General features: G+C 62.2%; 15 protein-coding genes. 10 read left to right on the forward strand and 5 right to left on the reverse strand.

Annotated elements, in window-relative coordinates; translation table 11 throughout:
- The first annotated feature begins 122 nt into the window (after positions 1-122).
- The 8 genes from rsmB to AC3IQ7_RS04755 all read left to right on the forward strand — a co-directional run bounded on the left by rsmB (position 123) and on the right by AC3IQ7_RS04755 (position 8,347).
- Positions 123-1,544 (forward strand): 16S rRNA (cytosine(967)-C(5))-methyltransferase RsmB, encoded by a 1,422-nt coding sequence (gene rsmB / locus AC3IQ7_RS04720; RefSeq protein WP_489208485.1) that lies wholly within the window; start codon positions 123-125, stop codon positions 1,542-1,544.
- 97 nt (positions 1,545-1,641) lie between these two features.
- A complete protein-coding gene (locus tag AC3IQ7_RS04725; RefSeq protein ID WP_233516302.1) occupies positions 1,642-2,148 on the forward strand; it encodes a DUF4390 domain-containing protein in 507 nt (168 codons plus the stop codon).
- Entirely contained in the window at positions 2,148-4,445 is a 2,298-nt protein-coding gene (locus AC3IQ7_RS04730; RefSeq protein WP_099379971.1) for a sensor histidine kinase, read from the forward strand. The genes AC3IQ7_RS04725 and AC3IQ7_RS04730 overlap by 1 nt, the downstream gene beginning before the upstream one ends.
- A gap of 98 nt (positions 4,446-4,543) precedes the next feature.
- Positions 4,544-5,263, forward strand: coding sequence for a response regulator (locus AC3IQ7_RS04735; protein WP_034784724.1), 720 nt, complete (start codon positions 4,544-4,546; stop codon positions 5,261-5,263).
- Positions 5,260-5,661, forward strand: a complete 402-nt coding sequence (locus tag AC3IQ7_RS04740) for a GTPase (RefSeq protein WP_489208486.1) — start codon at positions 5,260-5,262, stop codon at positions 5,659-5,661. The genes AC3IQ7_RS04735 and AC3IQ7_RS04740 overlap by 4 nt, the downstream gene beginning before the upstream one ends.
- 153 nt (positions 5,662-5,814) lie before the next feature.
- Positions 5,815-6,072: a BTH_I0359 family protein gene (locus tag AC3IQ7_RS04745; protein WP_035824528.1), complete on the forward strand. Its 258-nt coding sequence runs from the start codon at positions 5,815-5,817 to the stop codon at positions 6,070-6,072.
- A 77-nt stretch (positions 6,073-6,149) separates the two neighbouring features.
- Positions 6,150-6,929, forward strand: a complete 780-nt coding sequence (locus AC3IQ7_RS04750; RefSeq protein ID WP_489208487.1) for a class II glutamine amidotransferase — start codon at positions 6,150-6,152, stop codon at positions 6,927-6,929.
- A gap of 137 nt (positions 6,930-7,066) precedes the next feature.
- Entirely contained in the window at positions 7,067-8,347 is a 1,281-nt protein-coding gene (locus AC3IQ7_RS04755; RefSeq protein ID WP_035824533.1) for an EAL and HDOD domain-containing protein, read from the forward strand.
- A 162-nt stretch (positions 8,348-8,509) separates the two neighbouring features.
- Here AC3IQ7_RS04755 and AC3IQ7_RS04760 read toward each other — a convergent pair whose 3' ends face one another.
- Positions 8,510-8,881, reverse strand: coding sequence for an SPW repeat protein (locus AC3IQ7_RS04760; RefSeq protein WP_322429274.1), 372 nt, complete (start codon positions 8,879-8,881; stop codon positions 8,510-8,512).
- Between the two features lie 112 nt (positions 8,882-8,993).
- Positions 8,994-12,788 carry a methionine synthase gene (metH, locus tag AC3IQ7_RS04765; RefSeq protein WP_489208488.1) on the reverse strand — a complete coding sequence of 1,265 codons (3,795 nt, stop codon included), beginning with the start codon at positions 12,786-12,788 and terminating at the stop codon, positions 8,994-8,996.
- Positions 12,789-13,439: 651 nt separating this feature from the next.
- Between metH and AC3IQ7_RS04770 the strand changes: the two genes are divergently transcribed.
- Positions 13,440-15,914, forward strand: a complete 2,475-nt coding sequence (locus AC3IQ7_RS04770) for an IPT/TIG domain-containing protein (RefSeq protein ID WP_489208489.1) — start codon at positions 13,440-13,442, stop codon at positions 15,912-15,914.
- 159 nt (positions 15,915-16,073) lie between these two features.
- On the forward strand, positions 16,074-16,481 hold the full coding sequence (locus AC3IQ7_RS04775; protein WP_489208490.1) for a tautomerase family protein: 408 nt from the start codon (positions 16,074-16,076) through the stop codon (positions 16,479-16,481).
- On the opposite strand, the gene AC3IQ7_RS04780 is transcribed toward AC3IQ7_RS04775, so the two are convergent.
- From AC3IQ7_RS04780 to def, 3 genes are all read right to left on the reverse strand, one after another.
- Complete coding sequence (locus AC3IQ7_RS04780) at positions 16,482-17,384, reverse strand: LysR family transcriptional regulator (protein WP_489208491.1); 903 nt, start codon at positions 17,382-17,384, stop codon at positions 16,482-16,484. It abuts the gene before it with no gap.
- A 30-nt stretch (positions 17,385-17,414) separates the two neighbouring features.
- Positions 17,415-18,371, reverse strand: a complete 957-nt coding sequence (fmt, locus tag AC3IQ7_RS04785) for a methionyl-tRNA formyltransferase (RefSeq protein WP_489208492.1) — start codon at positions 18,369-18,371, stop codon at positions 17,415-17,417.
- 97 nt (positions 18,372-18,468) lie between these two features.
- Positions 18,469-19,011, reverse strand: a complete 543-nt coding sequence (gene def, locus AC3IQ7_RS04790; RefSeq protein ID WP_099379962.1) for a peptide deformylase — start codon at positions 19,009-19,011, stop codon at positions 18,469-18,471.
- Positions 19,012-19,282 lie beyond the last annotated feature (271 nt).

Below are 19,282 nucleotides of genomic sequence, written 5' to 3' on the forward strand. Positions count from 1 at the left end.
GTATCGCTGCAATCGCTTGGGCCAGAGGGCGCCACAAACGCTACAATCGACCCTTTATTGATGACGCGCGGCCGCGACTTTGCCACCATGCAGCCCGCCGCGCGCAGCCACACCGGATAACTATGAACAAGCGCCCCACGCTGAAATTGAAAACCAAGCCGGCGCCAGGCCAGGCGCCTGCCGCACCGAAATTGCGTCCCAGCTACCATCCCGACCTGAAACCGGTCTTGCAGCCAGGCTTCCAACCCGATTTGCGCGCCGACTCGCTGGCATTCTGCCTGCTGGGCGCAGCCAATGCCGTGGCGCAAGTGCGCACGGGCACGGCCTTGCCGCAGGCGCTGGCCAAGGTGTTTGCGCAATCGAACGCCAGCCCGCAGGCGCGCGGCGCCATCCAGGATATTTCCTACCGCACCATGCGCCAGCTGGGCCGCAGCGAAACCCTGGTCGGCCTGATGACGTCGAAGGCGCCCGAGCCGCCGATGCTCGCTGCCCTGCTGTGCTGCGCGATGTCCTTGATGTCCGCCGAGGCGGGCGAACAGCCGTATGAAGAATTTACCGTTGTGGACCAGGCTGTCACGGTGGCCACCTCGCACCCTGACCTGGCGCATGCCAAGGGCATGGTCAATGCCGTCTTGCGCCGTTTCTTGCGCGAGCGCAAATCCTTGCTGGAAGCGGCACTGCAGCAACCGTTGGCGCAATGGAATTATCCGCAGTGGTGGATCGACTCGCTGCGCCTGGCCTATCCGCGCGACTGGCAAGCCATCCTGACGGCCGGCAATGCCGTGCCGCCCTTGACCTTGCGCGTGAATCGCCGCAAGAGCACGGTCGAAGCGTACCTGGCCGTGCTGGCGGAGGCGGGCATTGCCGCGCGCCAGGTGGGACCGTTTGCCGTGCGCCTGGACAAGCCGATCGGCGTGGCCTTGATTCCCGGCTTCGAGCAGGGCGTCGTTTCCGTGCAAGATGCCGGGGCACAATTGGCCGCACCGCTGCTGGATTTGCACGATGGCATGCGCGTGCTGGACGCCTGCGCGGCGCCCGGCGGCAAGACGTGCCACATCCTGGAACTGGCCGACGTGCACGTGACGGCCATCGATGCGGACGCCAAGCGCCTGCCGCGCATCGCGGAAAACCTCGAGCGCCTGGGCCTGGACGCTACCCTGAAGGCGCAGGATGCGCAATCGAGCGCATGGTGGGATGGCCAGCAGTACGACCGCATCCTGGCCGACGTGCCGTGCACGGCCTCGGGCATCGTGCGCCGCCATCCGGACATACGCTGGTTGCGCCGCAAGGGTGATGCGTTCCAACTTGCAACACTTTCCTCCAAAATTCTGGACAACCTGTGGCAGATGCTGCGCCCCGATGGTAAATTGCTGTTCGTGACATGTTCATTGTGGCCGCAAGAATCCGAGGCACAGGCGGCGGCATTTGCGGTACGCAATAATGCGACCCGATTGACAGCGCCTGGCCAGCTGTTGCCGACTGGCAGCGCGGAGCAGGACCACGACGGTTTGTTCTATGCGCTATTCCAAAAAAATGCGGCTTGAGCGATTCGTCGATACTTATCCTACGGACTACACCGGCACACTTGTGACAACACGACTCTTCCGACTCCTGGCCCTGCTGCTGATGCTGGCATGTGCCATGCCACGCGCGCACGCCGCCGACATGGTCGACATCACCCGTGCCTATATCGAGTCGAGCGAAGAGGGCTACAAGCTGGCCGCCACGTATTCCTTCGAGCTCAATCACGACCTCGATGATGCCGTACAGCATGGCGTGCCACTGTATTTCACGACGGAAATCGAACTGACCCGGCCCCGCTGGTACTGGTTCGATGAAAAAGCCATCGTGGCGCGCCAGACCAGCAAGCTGTCCTACAACGTGCTCACGCGCCAGTATCATGTGTCGGGCGTCGGCTTGCAGCAGAGCTTCCCCACGCTCGACGATGCGCTGTTCCTGATCCGCCGTCCCAGCCGCTGGCTGGTGGCGCGGCGCGGCGAGCTGAAAGTGGGGCAGACGTATAACGTCACCTTGCGCATGGGCATGGACCGCGACTACCTGCCCAAGCCGATACAGGTCAATGCCTTCAATAACAGCGACTGGCGCCTGGCTTCGAATAAAAAAACCTTCTTGTATACGGCGGAGTAGTGAGTCAAGCATTGCGCTATCTGCTGGTGGTGGGCGGCGGCATTGTCAGTATCCTGCTGTTCCTGCTGGCGTCGGCTTCCGATAATTCCGGCTTTTTCGACCGTTACTACACCTGGCTGCTGGGCCTGAACGCGGCCGTCGCCGTGTCCCTGCTGGCGCTGGTGGGTATTTCCCTGGCGCGCCTGTACGCGCGCTACAAGAGCGGCAAGTTCGGCTCCAAGCTGATGACGCGCCTGGTGATGTTGTTCGCTGCCGTCGGCATCCTGCCGGGCCTGGTGATTTTCCTCGTGTCAGTGCAATTTGTTTCCCACTCGATCGAATCCTGGTTCAACGTCAAGATCGAAGCGGCGCTGGAATCGGGGATTGAGCTGGGCCGTGCCGGCCTCGATGCGGCCCTGGTCGAGCTCGACCACCGGGGCCACAAGGCCGTCGAAGAACTGGGCGCCGATCCGGTGGCCGGCCCGGCCGTGCTGACCAGCCTGCTGCGCGAAGAGGGTATGCAAAACGTCATGATCGTCAGCGGCGACGGCGTGCTGCTGGCCAGCGCCGGGCCGCACAGCGCGGCCGACTTGCCGACCCCAGCCATGCTGGTGCAGGCGGCCTTGCCGGCCGGCTATGCCTCCGCCGAGGGCGGACTGGAGTTGCACGACGATGGCACGGAGTCGGGCGGCGGCGGTTTCCGCTCGGGCCTGCCGGCGTCGCTGGAAACGGCGGCCAGCCTGCGCCTGCGCGTGCTGGTGGCCGTGCCGGGACCGTCCGTTTCGCCCCGCTATTTGCAACTGCTGCAATCCGTGCCGCCCAAGTTGGCGACGAATGGCGAAGTGCTGCGCGCCGCCTACAGCGAATACAAGGAACGTTTCGTCGCGCGCGTGGGCTTGCGCAAGATGTACATGGAAATCCTCACCCTGACCTTGCTGCTGGCCATTTTCGGCGCCATCGGCAGCGCTTTTCTGATCGCGGGCAACCTGGCCCAGCCCCTGCTGCTGCTGGCCGAAGGCACGCGCGCCGTGGCCGAGGGAGACCTGTCGCCGCGTCCCATCGTTGCCACCAAGGATGAACTGGGCACCCTGACGCAGTCGTTCAACATCATGACGCGCCAGTTGCTCGATGCGCGCACAGCCGTGGAAAGCAACCGCGCCGCCTTGCAAAACGCCAAGGCCCACCTGGAATCGGTGCTGGCGAACATGTCGGCCGGCGTGATGGTGCTCGACGGCGACTTCAAGCTGGTGACCTGCAATGAATCCGTCGAGCGCATCCTGCAGCATTCGGGCATGAGCATGGTGGGCCAGCCGCTGGCGAATATTGCTGGAATGGAAGAATTTGGCGGCGCCATCATCAGTGCCTTCACGGCGCAAAGCGCGCAATCGGCGTCGGGCCGCAACCAGCAGCGCCTGCACTGGCAGCGGCAGATCGAGATTCCGCGCCGCCTGGGCAGCAGTGCCGACGAGCATGACATCACCTTGCTGGCGCGCGGTTCGCGCCTGCCTCTGGAGTCCGGCAGCGGCTATATCGTCGTCTTCGATGATATTTCCGACGTGATTTCCGCGCAGCGCTCGATCGCCTGGGGCGAGGTGGCGCGCCGTCTGGCGCATGAAATCAAGAATCCGCTCACGCCGATCCAGCTGTCGGCCGAGCGCCTGCAGATGAAGCTCGAAGGCAAGCTGGAGCAGCCGGACGCCGACCTGCTCAGCCGCGCCACCACCACCATCGTCAAGCAGGTCGATGCGATGAAGCGCATGGTCGACGATTTCCGTGACTATGCGCGCACGCCGCCGGCCGTGCTCACGCCGCTGCGCTTGAACGAGCTGATCGAAGAGATACTGAATCTGTACCTGCGCGGTGACGATGGCGACATCATCCACCCGCTGCTGGCGCCGAACCTGCCGATGGTGATGGGCGATCCGACCCAGTTGCGCCAGGTGATCCACAACTTGCTGCAGAACGCGCAGGACGCCATGGCCGACCTGCCGCCGGACTCGCCGCATCCGCGGATTGACGTAAGGACGGAAGCAATTCATTATCGCAGTGCGGACGGCGGCGTGAATATCGCCGTGCGGCTGGCCATCAGCGACAATGGCCCTGGTTTCGCGCCAAAAATCCTGGCGCGGGCCTTCGAGCCCTATGTGACGTCGAAGGCGCGCGGCACGGGATTGGGCCTGGCGATGGTCAAGAAAATTATCGATGAACACGGCGGACGCATCGATATCGAGAACCGGGTCGACGGCAATGGCGCTTCGGTGGTCATTTTGCTGTTAAAGTTAGCTCCCGACACTCCTGCCCAGGAATTCCTGGCGTGAGGGTCTGGTTTAGTATTTAAAACACTAATAAAATCATAGTTGTCCGCCGTGTGCATCTTGTGCGCGACGGCCGGCGAAATGAGGAAGGCAAGACACGAATGGCAAACATACTCGTAGTGGATGATGAAATGGGTATCCGTGAGTTGCTCTCGGAAATTTTGGGCGACGAAGGACATGCTATCCAGCTGGCCGAAAATGCGCAGCAGGCGCGCGAAGCGCGTGCCGCCGGTGCGCCGGATCTGGTATTGCTGGATATCTGGATGCCCGACACCGATGGCGTCACCTTGCTCAAGGAATGGCAGCGCGACGGCTTGCTGACCATGCCCGTGATCATGATGTCGGGCCATGCCACCATCGATACGGCGGTCGAGGCGACGCGCATCGGCGCCATGAACTTCCTGGAAAAACCGATTGCCCTGCAAAAACTGCTGAAAGCGGTTCAGCAAGGCTTGACGCGGGCACAGGAAACCGTGCGCGCGCCGAGCGTGGCGCCGCGTCCCGTGGCGCCCGTGGTGGCCGAGGAAAGCAGCCATCCCGTGCCCAGCTTTGGCGGCAGCGCGCCGCAACAGCTGATGGTGCGCCCAGGCATCGCCGTCCCGGCGGTGGCCGAAGGCCATGGCTACAACCTGTCGTTCGACTTGCCCCTGCGCGAGGCGCGCGACGCGTTCGAGCGCATGTATTTCGAACACCACCTGGGACGCGAAGGCGGCAGCATGACCCGCGTGGCAGAAAAAACGGGCCTCGAGCGCACCCATTTGTACCGCAAGCTGAAACAGCTGGGCGTCGAACCGGGCAAGCTGGCCAAGAAAAGCCTGTGACGGCAGCCGTGCGGCGTCCGACGCCGCTGACCCTGGTCAGCGGTGGACGCGCCGCCGGGCGCGAGGCGGCCATCGCGCAAGCCTTGCGGCCGCAGCAAGCGAGTGCCGTCATCCTGGAAGGATTGGCTGACGGCAACGCCATCCTGGCCGACCTGGCCGAGCAAGTTTCCCCTTCTCCATCATTTCCCTTGCAACTGTTGCGCATCGCACCCGGTTGCCTGTGCTGCAGCGGCAATCTCGTATTGCGTGTAACATTGAATCGTCTGCTGCGCCATCCACCCGCGCACTTGTTCATCAGCCTGGCCGACGCCACGCACATCGAACAATTGCGCACCTGGCTCACCGCCAGTCCCTACGATGCCTTGCTGGCGCTGCAAGCAGATATCGTCGTTGCCTGACGATTTTTCGATCGACTTACCGCAGTCGCAGTTTGCATCTCGTTACAACTCTGTAGCCCGCAGGGTGGCATGGCCGCTTGAAATGGCGCCGTGTGAACCCCACCTCTGTTCTGACACCGCAGGAGCTTCTCCTGCTTGAGCGAAGGATGCAAAATGAACCTGATCTATAACAGCGAACAATACAGCGTCGTGGAATTCGGCATCGACGGCGACCTGGAGGCCCTGCGTTTTGGCGGCTATGAAATCGTCGACAAGGGGGGCAAACGCGAGACGTTTATCGCCGGCATCCTGGCGCAAAACTTCCGCCGCGACGTCACGGAGCTGATCGCCAGCGAACCCAGCATGGAAGAGATCGATGAATTTTTGGGCAGCTATGATTCCCTCATGAGCCAGCCTGTCCTGTTGCACTGACCGGATGGCTATCGCCACCATACCAATCCGTCTGACGGCATGGTATGGTGGTTGTGTTATCCAGCTGCAAACAGACCATGTGCCAACTTCTCGGAATGAATTGCAATGTCCCCACGGACATTGTCTTTAGTTTTACCGGCTTCGCCATGCGCGGCGGCCATACCGATACCCACCATGACGGCTGGGGCATCGCCTTTTTCGAAGGCGCCGGTGTGCGCCATTTCGTCGACCACCAGGCGGCCATCGCCTCGCCCGTGGCCGAACTGATCAAACGTTACCCCATCAAGTCGCGCAATGTCATCGCGCATATCCGCAAGGCCACGCAAGGCCAGGTGGCGCTGGAAAACTGCCACCCCTTCGTGCGTGAACTGTGGGGGCAATACTGGGTCTTTGCCCACAATGGCGACTTGAAGGATTTCAATCCCGTGCTGACGGGCAGCTACCGTCCCGTCGGCTGCACGGACAGCGAACGGGCTTTCTGCTATCTGCTGCAGGAACTGCACGCGCGCTTTGGCGATGCCCCGCCGGCCTTGCCGCAACTGCATGCCGCCCTGGCGGAGTTGTTGCCCAGCATCGCGGCCCACGGCACCTTCAACATGATGCTGTCGAGCGGCGAGGCGCTGTTTGCCCATTGCTCGACCAGTTTGCACTATCTGGTGCGACAACATCCGTTTCCAACTGCTAAACTCTCCGATGAAGACCTGAGCGTGGACTTTTCCCAGGTGACGACACCCCAGGACCGCGTGGCCGTGATCGTTACCCAGCCGCTGACGACGAATGAACAATGGACGGCGTTTGCGCCGGGCGAATTGAAATTATTTGTCGACGGGATGGTGCAAGACATGCCAGCGGCCTAATTTGTTGACGACAATAAACTGGATTGCTGCCAAAATACCCACAGCGCGGGCGGAATTCAGCTAAAGTATTGTCAATAGTGAACCTTGATGCGGGCGCGGCGCGGCCGGTGTCACTCGACGTGATTGATGAAGAGTTAATGATCGATATTTCCAGCAACGACATCACCCCGAAACCCTTGCGCGTGCGCGAGTTCTATCTGGGGCGACAACCTATCCTTGACCGCAATCAAGCCCTGTTTGGCTATGAGTTGCTATTCCGCAACGCTCCGGTCGGTCCCGCCAACATTACCAGCGATCTGTCCGCCACGGCGTCCGTCATCGCCCACGCTTCCCAGCTGGGCATGGAAAAGGTCATCGGCGACGCGCTCGGTTTCGTCAACGTCGACGCCGACGTGATCATGAGCGACATCTTCGTGTTCCTGCCGCGTGAAAAAGTCGTGCTGGAAATCGTCGAATCGATGCCCGTCACGCCGGAAGTGCGCGCGCGCATCAGCGAACTGGTGGGCCATGGCTTCACCTTTGCGCTGGAAAACGTCGTCTCCGACACGGCGCAAGTGCAGGAACTGCTGCCGCTGGTGCAATACGTCAAGATGGACATGAGCACGGTCGATCCGAAAGTGCTGGCAGCCCTGGCACCCCGTTTCAAGCAGGAAAACAAGAAACTGGTGGCGGAAAAGGTCGAGACGCGCGAAGAATTCAAGTCGGGCCTGGATCTGGGCTTCGATTACTTCCAGGGTTATTACTTTGCCAAGCCCGCCATCATGACGGGCAAGAAGCTGTCGCCATCGCAACTGGCCGTCATGGAACTGATGACACTGGTGACGTCCGACGCCGACAATATGGACATCGAGCGCGCCATCAAGCGCGACGTGTCGCTGGCCTTGAACCTGTTGCGCCTGGTCAATACCCCGGCCGTGGGCGCGCGCCAGCGCATCGATTCGCTGAGCCAGGCCGTGACTGTGCTGGGCCGCCGCCAGTTGCAGCGCTGGCTGCAAATCATGCTGTATGCGGAACCAAGCAAGCGCGGCCATAGCATGACGCCGCTGCTGATGCTGGCCACCACGCGCGGCCGTTTGCTGGAATTGCTGGCGCATAAACTGCGCCCCAATCACGCCCATTCGGCCGATATCGCCTTTACGGTCGGCATCATGTCCCTGATGGATACCCTGTTCGGCGTGCCGATGTCGGAAATCCTCAGCCAGATCGAAGTGATCGACGAAGTGGCCGAAGCGCTGCTGTCGCGCGAAGGCTTCTACGGCGACCTGCTGCGCCTGGCCGAATGCATCGAGCGCATCGAAGACATGGAAGGCGAGATCGTACCGACCTTGCGCGACCTGGCCATGTCGCCGGACGACCTGGTGGAACTGGAAATGGCCGCGTATGAATGGAGCGATAACGTTGTCAGGTATGCGCTGTAGGTCGGATTAGCGCGGCCGCCAGGCCACGCGTAATCCGACGACATTGTTGGCGGTGACTGTGGGGGTGTCGGATTACGCGCAAGCGCTAATCCGACCTACCAGATCACCCGACCGAATTAAAAGCCCTGCACGGCATCGCCGTGACAGGGCTTTTTAACGCCATCACGCCGCAGCGCCCGGCCAGTGCTTGTGCAGCTCGGGGTCGGTGCGCAGTTCCCACAGGGCCAGCACGACGACGGCGATACCGACGAGCAGCTCGTTCCACAGGACGACGCGTTGTTCGGCGATGCGCAGCACCCACGGCGAGGCCGCCACCCACACGCCCACCAGCAGGTTGACGACGACGGCCCAGAAATAGGTCTTGTACAGGTCGAAGGCAGCCAGCACGGCGATCACCAGGCCCGAGACAAAGGCGTTGAGCATCTGCGGTGAACCCTCGGGATAGGAAAACGCCCAGGGCGAGACGACGAGCCACAGGCCCAGCAACAGGATCACCTGATCCTGCCAGCGTTTCAGTTTGAAATTGGTTGCCATATATCCTCCTTGCCAGTTGGGAACGGGCCGGAGCGGGCATGCAGCATGCCGGCCGGCATACTGCGTTAGTGCGCTTCGGCGCGCGATAAGTTCCGCGCGCCTTGTGCTTATATTATGACAGGTTCGGCGCCAGCCAGCGTTCCACGTCTTCGATATTGGCGCCACGGCGCTTGGCCATGTCTTCCACCTGATCCATGCCGATCTTGCCGACAACGAAGTATTTCGACTCCGGGTGGGCAAAATAGAAGCCGGACACGGCCGCGCCGGGGAACATGGCGTACGATTCCGTCAACTGCATGCCGATTTCCTCGGCCTGCATGATCTCGAACATCTGTTTCTTGACCGTGTGCTCGGGGCAGGCCGGGTAGCCTGGCGCCGGGCGGATGCCGACATATTTCTCGGCGATCATGTCGTCGTTGCCCAGGTGCTCGTCCGGCACATAGCCCCACAAATCCTTGCGCACGCGCTCGTGCAGGTATTCGGCGAATGCTTCGGCCAGGCGGTCGGCCAGCGATTTGAGCATGATGGACGAGTAATCGTCGTGCGCATCCTCGAAGCGTTTTTCGTATTTCTCAATGCCGAGGCCGGACGTGACGGCGAACATGCCGATGTAATCCTTCACGCCCGATGCCTTCGGTGCGATGAAGTCGGCCAGGCACTGGTTCGGACGCTGCACGCCATCGACCACGGGTTTCACGCCCTGCTGGCGCATGCCGTAGTAGGTGAATGCCACGTTACTGCGCGTATCGTCCGTGTACACCTCGATATCGTCGTCATTGACGCTGTTGGCCGGCAGCAAGGACACGACGCCATTGGCCGTCAGCCAGCGTCCGTCGATGAGTTTTTTCAGCAAGGCCTGGCCTTCCGCGTACACCTTGGTGGCCGCGTCGCCCACCACTTCATCCGTCAATATGGCGGGGAAGGGGCCGGCCAGGTCCCAGGTCTGGAAGAACGGGCCCCAGTCGATATAGTTGGCCAGCGTTGCCAGGTCGACATTTTTAAACAGGCGGCGGCCGATGAACTTCGGTTTCACGGGCGTGCAGGGGCCGTCGAAGGGCACGACCATCTTGTTGGCGCGGGCCTGCGCCAGCGGCAGGATGGGCAGGGCCTTCTTGTTGGCGTGCTGTTCGCGGATGCGCGCGTAGTCGAGCTCGATGTCTTCCACGTACTTGTCGCGCTGCTCCGGCGTCAAGAGCGACTGCGCCACGGACACGGAACGCGAGGCGTCCGGCACGTAGATGACGGGGCCTTCGTAGTTATGCGCGATTTTCACTGCCGTGTGGGCGCGGCTGGTGGTGGCGCCGCCGATCAGCAGGGGAATCTTGAGCATGCGGAAGTGTTCGTCGCGCTGCATTTCCTTGGCGACATAGGCCATTTCTTCCAGGGACGGCGTGATCAGGCCGGACAGACCGATGATGTCGGCGTTTTCCACCTTGGCGCGCGCGAGGATTTCCGAGCACGGCACCATCACGCCCATGTTCACCACTTCGAAGTTATTGCATTGCAAGACTACCGTGACGATATTCTTGCCGATGTCATGCACGTCGCCTTTCACGGTCGCCATGATGATCTTGCCCTTCGGCTTGGCCACGATGCCCGTGCGTTTTTCTTCCAGCAGCTTTTCTTCCTCGATAAACGGAATCAAGTGAGCCACAGCCTGTTTCATCACGCGTGCCGATTTCACCACTTGCGGCAGGAACATTTTGCCTTGGCCAAACAGGTCGCCGACCACGTCCATGCCCGCCATCAAGGGGCCCTCGATCACGTGGATCGGGCGCCCGCCATTGTGCAGCAGCTCCTGGCGCGCTTCTTCCGTGTCTTCCACGATGAATTGCGTAATGCCGTGCACGAGCGCATGCGACAGGCGCGCCTGCACCGTGCCTTCGCGCCAGGCCAGGGTTTGCGCCTCGGCCTTGCCGCCCGCCTTCAGGGTGCCGGCAAATTCGATCATGCGCTCGGTCGAGTCTTCGCGGCGGTTCAGCACCACGTCTTCCACGCGCTCGCGCAATTCCGGGTCCAGGTTGTCGTACACGCCCACCATGCCGGCGTTGACGATGCCCATGGTCATGCCAGCCTTGATGGCGTGGTACAGGAAAACGGTATGGATGGCTTCGCGGGCGGGATCGTTGCCACGGAAACTGAACGACACGTTCGACACGCCGCCCGAGATCTTCGCGTACGGCAAGTTTTCCTTGATCCAGCGCGTGGCGTTGATGAAGTCGACGGCATAGTTGTTGTGCTCTTCGATGCCGGTGGCGACGGCAAAGATGTTCGGGTCGAAAATGATGTCTTCCGGCGGGAAGTCCAGCGCATCGATCAATAAATGGTAGGCGCGCGCGCAAATCTCGATCTTGCGCTCGAAGGTGTCGGCCTGGCCCTTTTCATCGAAGGCCATGACGATCACGGCCGCGCCATAGCGGCGGCACAGTTTCGCCTGGCGCAGGAATTCTTCTTCGCCTTCCTTCATGGAAATCGAATTGACGATGGCCTTGCCCTGCACGCATTTCAGGCCCGCTTCGATGACCGACCATTTCGACGAGTCGACCATGATGGGCACGCGCGAAATATCGGGTTCCGAGGCGATCAGGTTCAAAAAGCGCGTCATGGCGGCCAGCGAATCGAGCATCGCTTCATCCATGTTGATGTCGATCACTTGCGCGCCGTTTTCCACTTGCTGGCGGGCAACTGACAAGGCTTCGTCGTATTGCTCGTTGAGAATCATGCGCGCGAACGCCTTGGAACCCGTGACGTTGGTGCGCTCGCCCACGTTGACGAACAGCGACTCGTCATTGACGACGAACGGCTCCAGGCCCGCCAGGCGCAAGTCGTGCGATGGCGCCGGCACGGTGCGCGGGGTGTTTTTCGACAGCAATGAGCCGATGGCGGCGATGTGCTCGGGCGTGGTACCGCAGCAGCCGCCCGCCATGTTCAGGAAGCCCGCGTCGGCAAATTCGCGCAGCAGGGCGGACGTGTCGGCTGGCAACTCGTCAAAGCCCGTGTCGCTCATGGGGTTGGGCAAGCCCGCGTTCGGGTAGATGCACACGAAGGTGTCGGCGATCTTGGCCAGCTCTTCCGCGTACGGGCGCATCAGGGCGGCGCCCAGTGCGCAGTTCAGGCCGATGGTCAGCGGTTTTGCGTGGCGCACGGAATTCCAGAAGGCGGGCACGGTCTGGCCCGACAAGATGCGTCCCGACGCATCCGTGACGGTGCCGGAAATCATCAAAGGCAGGCGCACCACGCCAGGATTTTGCTCGTAGAACAGGTCAATGGCGAACAGGGCCGCCTTGCAGTTCAAGGTATCGAAAATGGTTTCCACCAGCAGCACGTCGGCGCCGCCTTCCACCAGGCCCTGCGTCTGCTGCAGGTAGGCGGCCACCAGCTGGTCGAAGCTGACGTTGCGCGCGGCCGGGTCGTTGACGTCGGGCGAGATCGACGCCGTCTTCGGCGTAGGCCCGAGGGCGCCGGCGACGAAGCGCGGCTTGTCCGGGGTGGAATATTTATCGCAGGCGGCGCGCGCCAGCTTGGCCGCCTGCACGTTCATTTCATAGGCCAGGTGGGCCATGTGGTAATCGTCTTGCGCGATGGTCGTGGCGCCGAAGGTATTCGTTTCGATCAGGTCGGCGCCGGCCGCCAGGTAGCGCTCGTGGATTTCCTGGATGATGTGCGGCTGCGTCAGGGTCAGCAACTCATTATTGCCCTTGACGAACAGTTCGCGTGCGCCGCTGTCGGCCGGCGCGGTGAAATCGATGAAGCGGCCGGCGGGGCCGCCGCGATACGCTTCTTCATCGAGCTTGTATTGCTGGATGATCGTGCCCATGGCGCCGTCGAGAATCATGATCCGCTGCGCCAGAATGGCGCGCAAGGTGGCTTCGGTCGGGGACATGGCGGGGATCACGGTATCGTTCATTTCATGCTTTCAATAGGCAAACGGGCGGCGGCGCGGCGACAGGGCAGTACGAGGCGGATGCGGGCCAGCAGGATCAGCTGACGGAGAGTTGCCGGCCGGGTAGGGCAGGCAGAAGGTGGCAATCGCCTGATTTCACCGGGTCTAAAATTATACGGCATCAGGCTGCTTTGGTTTTAAGCAAAAGCGGCCGTTCGTCCCACGGCAGGCGTGGTTGCAACACATTGCAACACATCGCCTTCCGCCACGCCGGCTTCTGAAAATAACATTCCTGAAAATCTTACTCAAAACGTTAATTCTTCCAGCAAAGTTGGCAGGAAGATATTGCCTCTAGGCTGTGGAAAAATTTCCACATTATTTGCGCCATGTCTGCATCTTTTTAATGAATTGAATGGCAATAGCTGCAAAGGAAAGTAATTTTGATTTCAGCCGATACAGAGTGAGGGGAATAGTGCTCTGAATAAAGTTTGCCAAGCAGATATTTTAATTATTATCAAAACCAATTGAATCAAAAGCATTAATAGTTGTCTTTGGGAATCGAATTAACCCATAATATTGGTTCTTCGAAATTAAATTCTCACCAAAAGTCACCAATATGTCACATTTATCCCGTGTCCTCCCCGGCATCGCGCTGCATCAACATGGTTGCCAGCCATGAAAAACCATCTGCTAGTCGCATTGTTTGTCATGCTGGGCCTGTCCGCTTGCGGCGGGGGCGGCGGTGGTGGGGGCGACACGGTGGTGGCGACCACTTCGGGTACGCCCGTCCAGATTCCTGCCGTGACAGCCGTCTCGGCGGCGAATGTCGCCGTCGGTGGCAGCCTGGTGCTCACGGGCACGAATCTGAGCCGCGTGACGGCTTTCCAGGTGGGCGGCGTGAGCGTTACCGCCAGTGCCGCCAGCGACACCAGCGTCACGCTGGCCATGCCTGGCGTGCCCGTATCGGGCGCCTTGAGTCTCGTCAGCGCCAGCGGCACGGCGGCCACCAGCTATAACGTCAATGTGTACCTGCCCTTGACTGTGGGCAGCGTCGCACCGGCGACGGGCGGTGTCGGTTCCAGCGTGACGATCACGGGCGGCGGCATGGGCGCCGTGACGGCGGTGCAGTTTGGCAATGGTGCGGCGGCAACGCCGCAAAGCCAGACGGCCAGCAGCGTGACGGTGGTAGTGCCTGCGGGCGCCGCGACCGGCGCGCTGACGGTGCGCGGTCCCTACAACGATGTCGCCAGCAGCGACGCGTACACGGTCCTGGCCAGCGTGGCGGTGACGTCGATCACGTCGGCCGTCAACGGCGCGACCTTATCGGTGACGCTGCAGGGCAGCAATCTCGACCAGGTCAGCTCGGCTTCGGTGGGCAATACGCCGGCCGTCATCGTCAGCGCCAGTGCCAGCCAGCTGCTGCTGTCCGCGCCAGCCGCGGCAACGGGCAACGTGATGCTGTCGGCCGCTTCGCGTATCGCCGTGAATGCGGGCACGGTGTCGGCCTTTACCCTGGGCAGCATTGATTTCGCGCAAGTATTGAATTTGAACGCCAGCAATACGGCCTTGCGCCTGACGCGCGGCAAGCCGGCCGCCGTGCGCGTGTCCGTGCTGGCCACGCAGGCGGGCCAGGCCAGCCCGGCTGTCACCTTGCATGCGACGTCTGCCAATGGCAGCAACCTGGGCAGCATTGCGATGACGGGGCCGGCGCTCTTGCCGACGACGAAGAACGATGACAGTTTCAATGGCAATTTCAGTGCCGTCCTGCCCTCCGGGTGGATCTTGCCCGGCGTGCGCGTGCGCGTGACGGCCGTCGGCAATGACGGCGTGCAAGTGAGCCAGGAAGCGGCGCCCACGGTGGCCAGCCTGGCCAGGATCCGTCTGGTGCTCGTGCCCCTGAGTACCGACGATGGCGTGGCGCAACTGCCTGACGCCGAGGTGATCCGTGCCGCGCTGCTGCGCGTGTACCCGTATGCGACGGAAAATATCAGCATCACGACGCGCGCTGCGCTGAGCATGCCAGGCAGCAGCACGGCCGACAGCTGGTGGAGCGATACCCTGGGCAAGCTGGAAAACCAGCGCGCGCTGGAAGACAGCGGCGCCTATTATTATGGTTTTGTGCCGAAAATGTCCTCCAGCCGCGCCGCCGGCCTGGCCTACATCAACCAGCGCAGCAGCGGCAGCGACTTCACGTCGGCCATTGGCCTGGATGCCAGGTTCAACAGCATCGCCTCGGTCGATCCCTTCGGCAACCAATGGCCTGAATGGCTGACCACGCTGGTGCATGAACTGGGCCACAACCACTCGCTGCAGCACGTTGCCTGCGGCGGTCCAGCCAATGCGGCTCCCGATTACCCGTATGCAAATGGCAATCTTGGCCCGCAACCGCTGTACAACAGCAACTATGCAGGCAGCATCGGTCAGTTGAGCAAGGCAGTGTATGGCAGCACGCCGATGAAAGACGTGATGAGCTATTGCAGCGGCGCCTGGTTCTCCGACTACAGCTATGCGCGGGTGCAGCAATTCCTGGAAAAACGCAGCACGCAAGTTACGGGCAGCAATGTGCTGGCCGCCAGCATGTCCGTGGCCGAGAACGGCTATCTGACCATTTCCGGCCGCATCACGCCGAGCGGCGTGGCCTTGCGCCCGGCCGTTGCCTCGTCCACGCGCGTTGGCGCGGCCACCAGTGGCAGCGGCCAGGCGTACACCTTGCGGATTTTGACGGCGTCCGGAGCGACTATCGACTTGCCCTTCGATGCCGTGAGCCTGGCCGACCATGGCGGCAGCGCCATGAGCCACTTCCGCGTCAGCTTCGCCAATCCTGGCGATATCAGCGACGTGAAAGTATTGTCAAAAGGCAAGGCGTTGGCCACCCTGGATCGCCCGCTTCGCCGCAGCAAGGCCGCCAACGATGGCAGCTTTGAGATAACGCAAAGCGGCGGCAAGCTGGCGCTGGTCTGGGATGCGCAAGCGGAGCCGTATGCGGCTGTGCTGCACGTGGCGACCGATGGCCGCAAGACGGTGGTCGCCAGCGGCCTGACGGGTGGCAGTGCCAGCGTCGACGTGAGCGCCTTGCCGGCCGGCGGCCGCTTCGAGGTCAGCCTGTCGTCGTCCGTCCGCGCGCGCCTGATGAACGTCCAGCGCCGCTAAGCGGTCACGCCGGATGCAACTAGGGCTTGCCGCGGCAAGCCCTTTGTTTATGCGCGCAGGCATTGGTGCATAAACTGCACAGATCCTGTGCCGGACGGAGGCTGCCATTTCTCATCCCGCCTGCCTAGAATGGGTCTTCATCCACTTGCGGAGCATCCCATGCCCATCCTGAACCTGCGTTTGTCCACCGCGCCCGATGCGCGCCAGTCGGCCGCCATCGCCGCCACCCTGAGCCAATTGACGGCGCAGCTGTTGCACAAGGCGCCCGAATTGACGTCGGTGGCGATCAGCCATGCCGACGCGGCACACTGGTTTGTCGGCGGCCCCTCGCTGCAAGCCCAGGGCAAGAGCAGTTTTTTCCTCGATATTCTGATCAGCGATGAAACGAATACGGCCGCGGAAAAAGCCGCGTATATCGCCGCCGTGTTCGTCGCCATGCAGGAGTATCTCGGCGCCTTGCATGAAGTCAGCTACATCCACGTGCATGACGCGCGCCAGGCGGCCTGGGGCTACGGCGGCTTGACGCAGCAGTTCCGCGCCGTGCGCAAGGCGCTGCAGCAGCCATGATCAATCCCAGCGGCGATCTTGATAGTGTTGCACGGCAAAATCGATGAAGGCCCTGACCTTCGGCGACAGCTTGCGGCTGTGCGGATACAGCGCGTACAGGGTGCGCGGCCGCAAGGTGTAGCCGGATAACACTTCCACCAGCTGGCCGCTGCGCAGCGCGTCGCGCACGATAAAGGCGGCCGCGCCGGCAATCCCCATGCCGCCCACGGCCGCTTCGCGCAGGGCGACGCTGGTATTGGCTTGCAGGCTGCCGCGCACGGCCACCTTGTGCGCGGCGCCGTCGCTATCCGTGAACGACCACTCCGCCGGCTTGTCGCCGGATGTGTACATCAGGCAATTGTGCTGCGCCAGCTCTTGCGGCGTGGCCGGATGGCCATGGCGTGCCAGGTAGGCGGGCGAGGCGACGGCCAGCGTGCGGCTGCTGGCCAGCTGGCGCGCCACCAGGGTCGAATCGGGCAAGCCGCGCGCCAGGCGCAACGCCACGTCGAAGCCATCGTCGATCAGGTCGACGATGCGGTCATTGCAGACCAGGTCGATGTGGATGTGCGGGTATTGGCGGGAAAAATCGGGTAGCCAGGCGGCCAGTTCCAGCGTGCCGAAAGCCATCGGCGCATTGATGCGCAGGCTGCCGGACGGCTGCGCCTGGTGCATGGCGACGGCGCGGTCGGCCGCATCGAGGGCGTCGAGGATGTCGCGGCTGGCCAGGTAGTATTCCTGTCCGGCCGCCGTCAGGGCGAAGCGGCGCGTGGTGCGGTTGAGCAACTGTGCGCCCAGCTGGCTTTCCAGCTGGCGGATCTGGCGCGAGACGATGGAGTGGGAGATGCCCAGCGCGGCGCCCGCGGCCGTGAAACTGCCCAGTTCCACGACGCGGCGCAGGGCGCGCAAGGCGGTCAGCTGGTCCATGGGCGCGTGCCGCCGGTAGCGATTGCCGGCTTAAACGAAGCGTTTGCCTTCGAGGGGGAAGCCCTTGATGAACTCGGCCGCAGGCAGGCGCTTGCCGCCCGGTTTTTGCAGTTCCGTCAGGCGCAGGGAACCATTGCCGCAAGCGACGACGATGCCGTGCTGGGCGTCGGCCGCCAGCACCTGGCCCGGCGCTTCCTTGCTGTCCGCTTCGAGCACGTCGGCGGCCCAGATCTTGACGGTGGTGCCATCGACCTGGCCGCAGGCGCCGGGAAACGGATTGAAGGCGCGGATTTTCAGGCCCAGTTCCAGCGCCGGCAAGCTGAAATCGAGCGCCGCTTCTTCCTTGGCGATTTTTGCCGCATAGGTGACGCCCGCTTCCGGCTGCGGCACGGCTTCGAGCGGCTGCTGCTGCATCTTGCGCAGGGTTTCGACGATCATCTTGCCGCCCAGGGTGGCCAGCTTGTCGTGCAGGCTGCCAGTGGAGTCGCCCGCTTCGATGGGCGTGCGCTCGATGGCCAGCATGGGGCCCGTATCGAGGCCTTCTTCCATCTGCATGATGGTCACGCCCGTTTCATCGTCGCCCGCTTCGATGGCGCGGTGAATCGGTGCCGCACCGCGCCAGCGCGGCAGCAAGGAACCGTGGATATTGATGCAGGGTTTGAGGTCGAGGGTGCTGCGCGGCAAGATCAAGCCATAGGCGGCCACCACCATGACATCGTAATCGGTGGCCAGCAGGCGTTCGTGGGCCGCCTTTGCCTCGGCGGCGCGCTGCGGGTCCTTGCTGTCCATGCGCAGGGACAGCGGCTGCAGCACGTCGATGCCGTGCTGCTGGGCATACTGCTTGACGGCCGAGGCGTGCAATTGCATGCCGCGTCCGGCAGGGCGGTCGGGCTGGGTCAGCACCAGCGGAATCTCAAAGCCCGCTTCGTGCAAGTCTTTCAGGGCCGTGGCGGCAAATTCAGGCGTGCCTGCGAAGATCACTTTCATATGGTTCCTTGACGTGAGGTGCGCAGGCCCGCGCCCGAGGGCGCCAGGCTGGCGTGGTAAGACGACTACTGTTGCTGCTTAGTCTATCAGCAGTAGCTTAGAAACGGCGGTTCTGTGCACGCAAGCTCGCTTCGCGCTCGAGACCACGGATTTCCTTGATCATCTTGGTCTTGATGCGGTTGCGCTTGAGCGGCGACAGGTATTCGACGAATACCTTGCCCAGCAAGTGATCCATCTCATGCTGGATGCAGACGGCCAGCAAGCCATCGGCTTCCAGTTCGAACTGCTTGCCGTGGCGGTCCTGGGCGCGCACCTTGATGCGGGCCGGGCGCTCGACGCCGTCGTAGACGCCAGGCACGGACAGACAACCTTCGTCGTAGACCTGCTTTTCCTCGCTGGCCCAGGTGATTTCCGGGTTGACGAACACTTGCAGCTGGTTTTTCTCTTCGGTGGTGTCGATCACCATCATCTGGATATGTTCGTCCACTTGCGACGCGGCCAGGCCGACGCCCGGGGCGTCGTACATGGTTTCAGCCATGTCGTCGATCAGGGTTTGCAGGCGCGCGTCAAATTCGGTGACGGGCTTGGCGATCGTGTGCAGGCGAGGATCGGGGTAACGCAGGATATTTAATATGGACATACGGATTCGACTGGTTAAGGTGGGCGCCGGTGCGCCGGATTATTCATGCCTGGGCCATGCGAACGATGGCAGGGCTATTTTATTTGTGTACGCCTTGGGCGCGCATGGCACAACGACGCGGCAGATGCGTTTGCCAGTGCGCTAATCGTTTGCTGCAAAGGGAAATTTTATCACAGACGCCCATGCTCCTGTGGAGGCGGGACCGTTTTGCACGGCCATTGCACGCATTCTTGCGCGCGTCGGTATCGCGTGCGCGCCATGGCGCTAGCAT

Source organism: Janthinobacterium sp. GL_088 (genome assembly GCF_057837845.1).

Coding starts and splice junctions, on each gene's coding strand:
- rsmB (WP_489208485.1), top strand. CDS start 123: ATGAACAAGCGCCCCACGCTGAAATTGAAAACCAAGCCGGCGCCAGGC.
- AC3IQ7_RS04725 (WP_233516302.1), top strand. CDS start 1,642: ATGCCACGCGCGCACGCCGCCGACATGGTCGACATCACCCGTGCCTAT.
- AC3IQ7_RS04735 (WP_034784724.1), top strand. CDS start 4,544: ATGGCAAACATACTCGTAGTGGATGATGAAATGGGTATCCGTGAGTTG.
- AC3IQ7_RS04745 (WP_035824528.1), top strand. CDS start 5,815: ATGAACCTGATCTATAACAGCGAACAATACAGCGTCGTGGAATTCGGC.
- AC3IQ7_RS04750 (WP_489208487.1), top strand. CDS start 6,150: ATGTGCCAACTTCTCGGAATGAATTGCAATGTCCCCACGGACATTGTC.
- AC3IQ7_RS04755 (WP_035824533.1), top strand. CDS start 7,067: ATGATCGATATTTCCAGCAACGACATCACCCCGAAACCCTTGCGCGTG.
- AC3IQ7_RS04760 (WP_322429274.1), bottom strand. CDS start 8,881: ATGGCAACCAATTTCAAACTGAAACGCTGGCAGGATCAGGTGATCCTG.
- metH (WP_489208488.1), bottom strand. CDS start 12,788: ATGAACGATACCGTGATCCCCGCCATGTCCCCGACCGAAGCCACCTTG.
- AC3IQ7_RS04770 (WP_489208489.1), top strand. CDS start 13,440: ATGAAAAACCATCTGCTAGTCGCATTGTTTGTCATGCTGGGCCTGTCC.
- AC3IQ7_RS04775 (WP_489208490.1), top strand. CDS start 16,074: ATGCCCATCCTGAACCTGCGTTTGTCCACCGCGCCCGATGCGCGCCAG.
- AC3IQ7_RS04780 (WP_489208491.1), bottom strand. CDS start 17,384: ATGGACCAGCTGACCGCCTTGCGCGCCCTGCGCCGCGTCGTGGAACTG.
- fmt (WP_489208492.1), bottom strand. CDS start 18,371: ATGAAAGTGATCTTCGCAGGCACGCCTGAATTTGCCGCCACGGCCCTG.
- def (WP_099379962.1), bottom strand. CDS start 19,011: ATGTCCATATTAAATATCCTGCGTTACCCCGATCCTCGCCTGCACACG.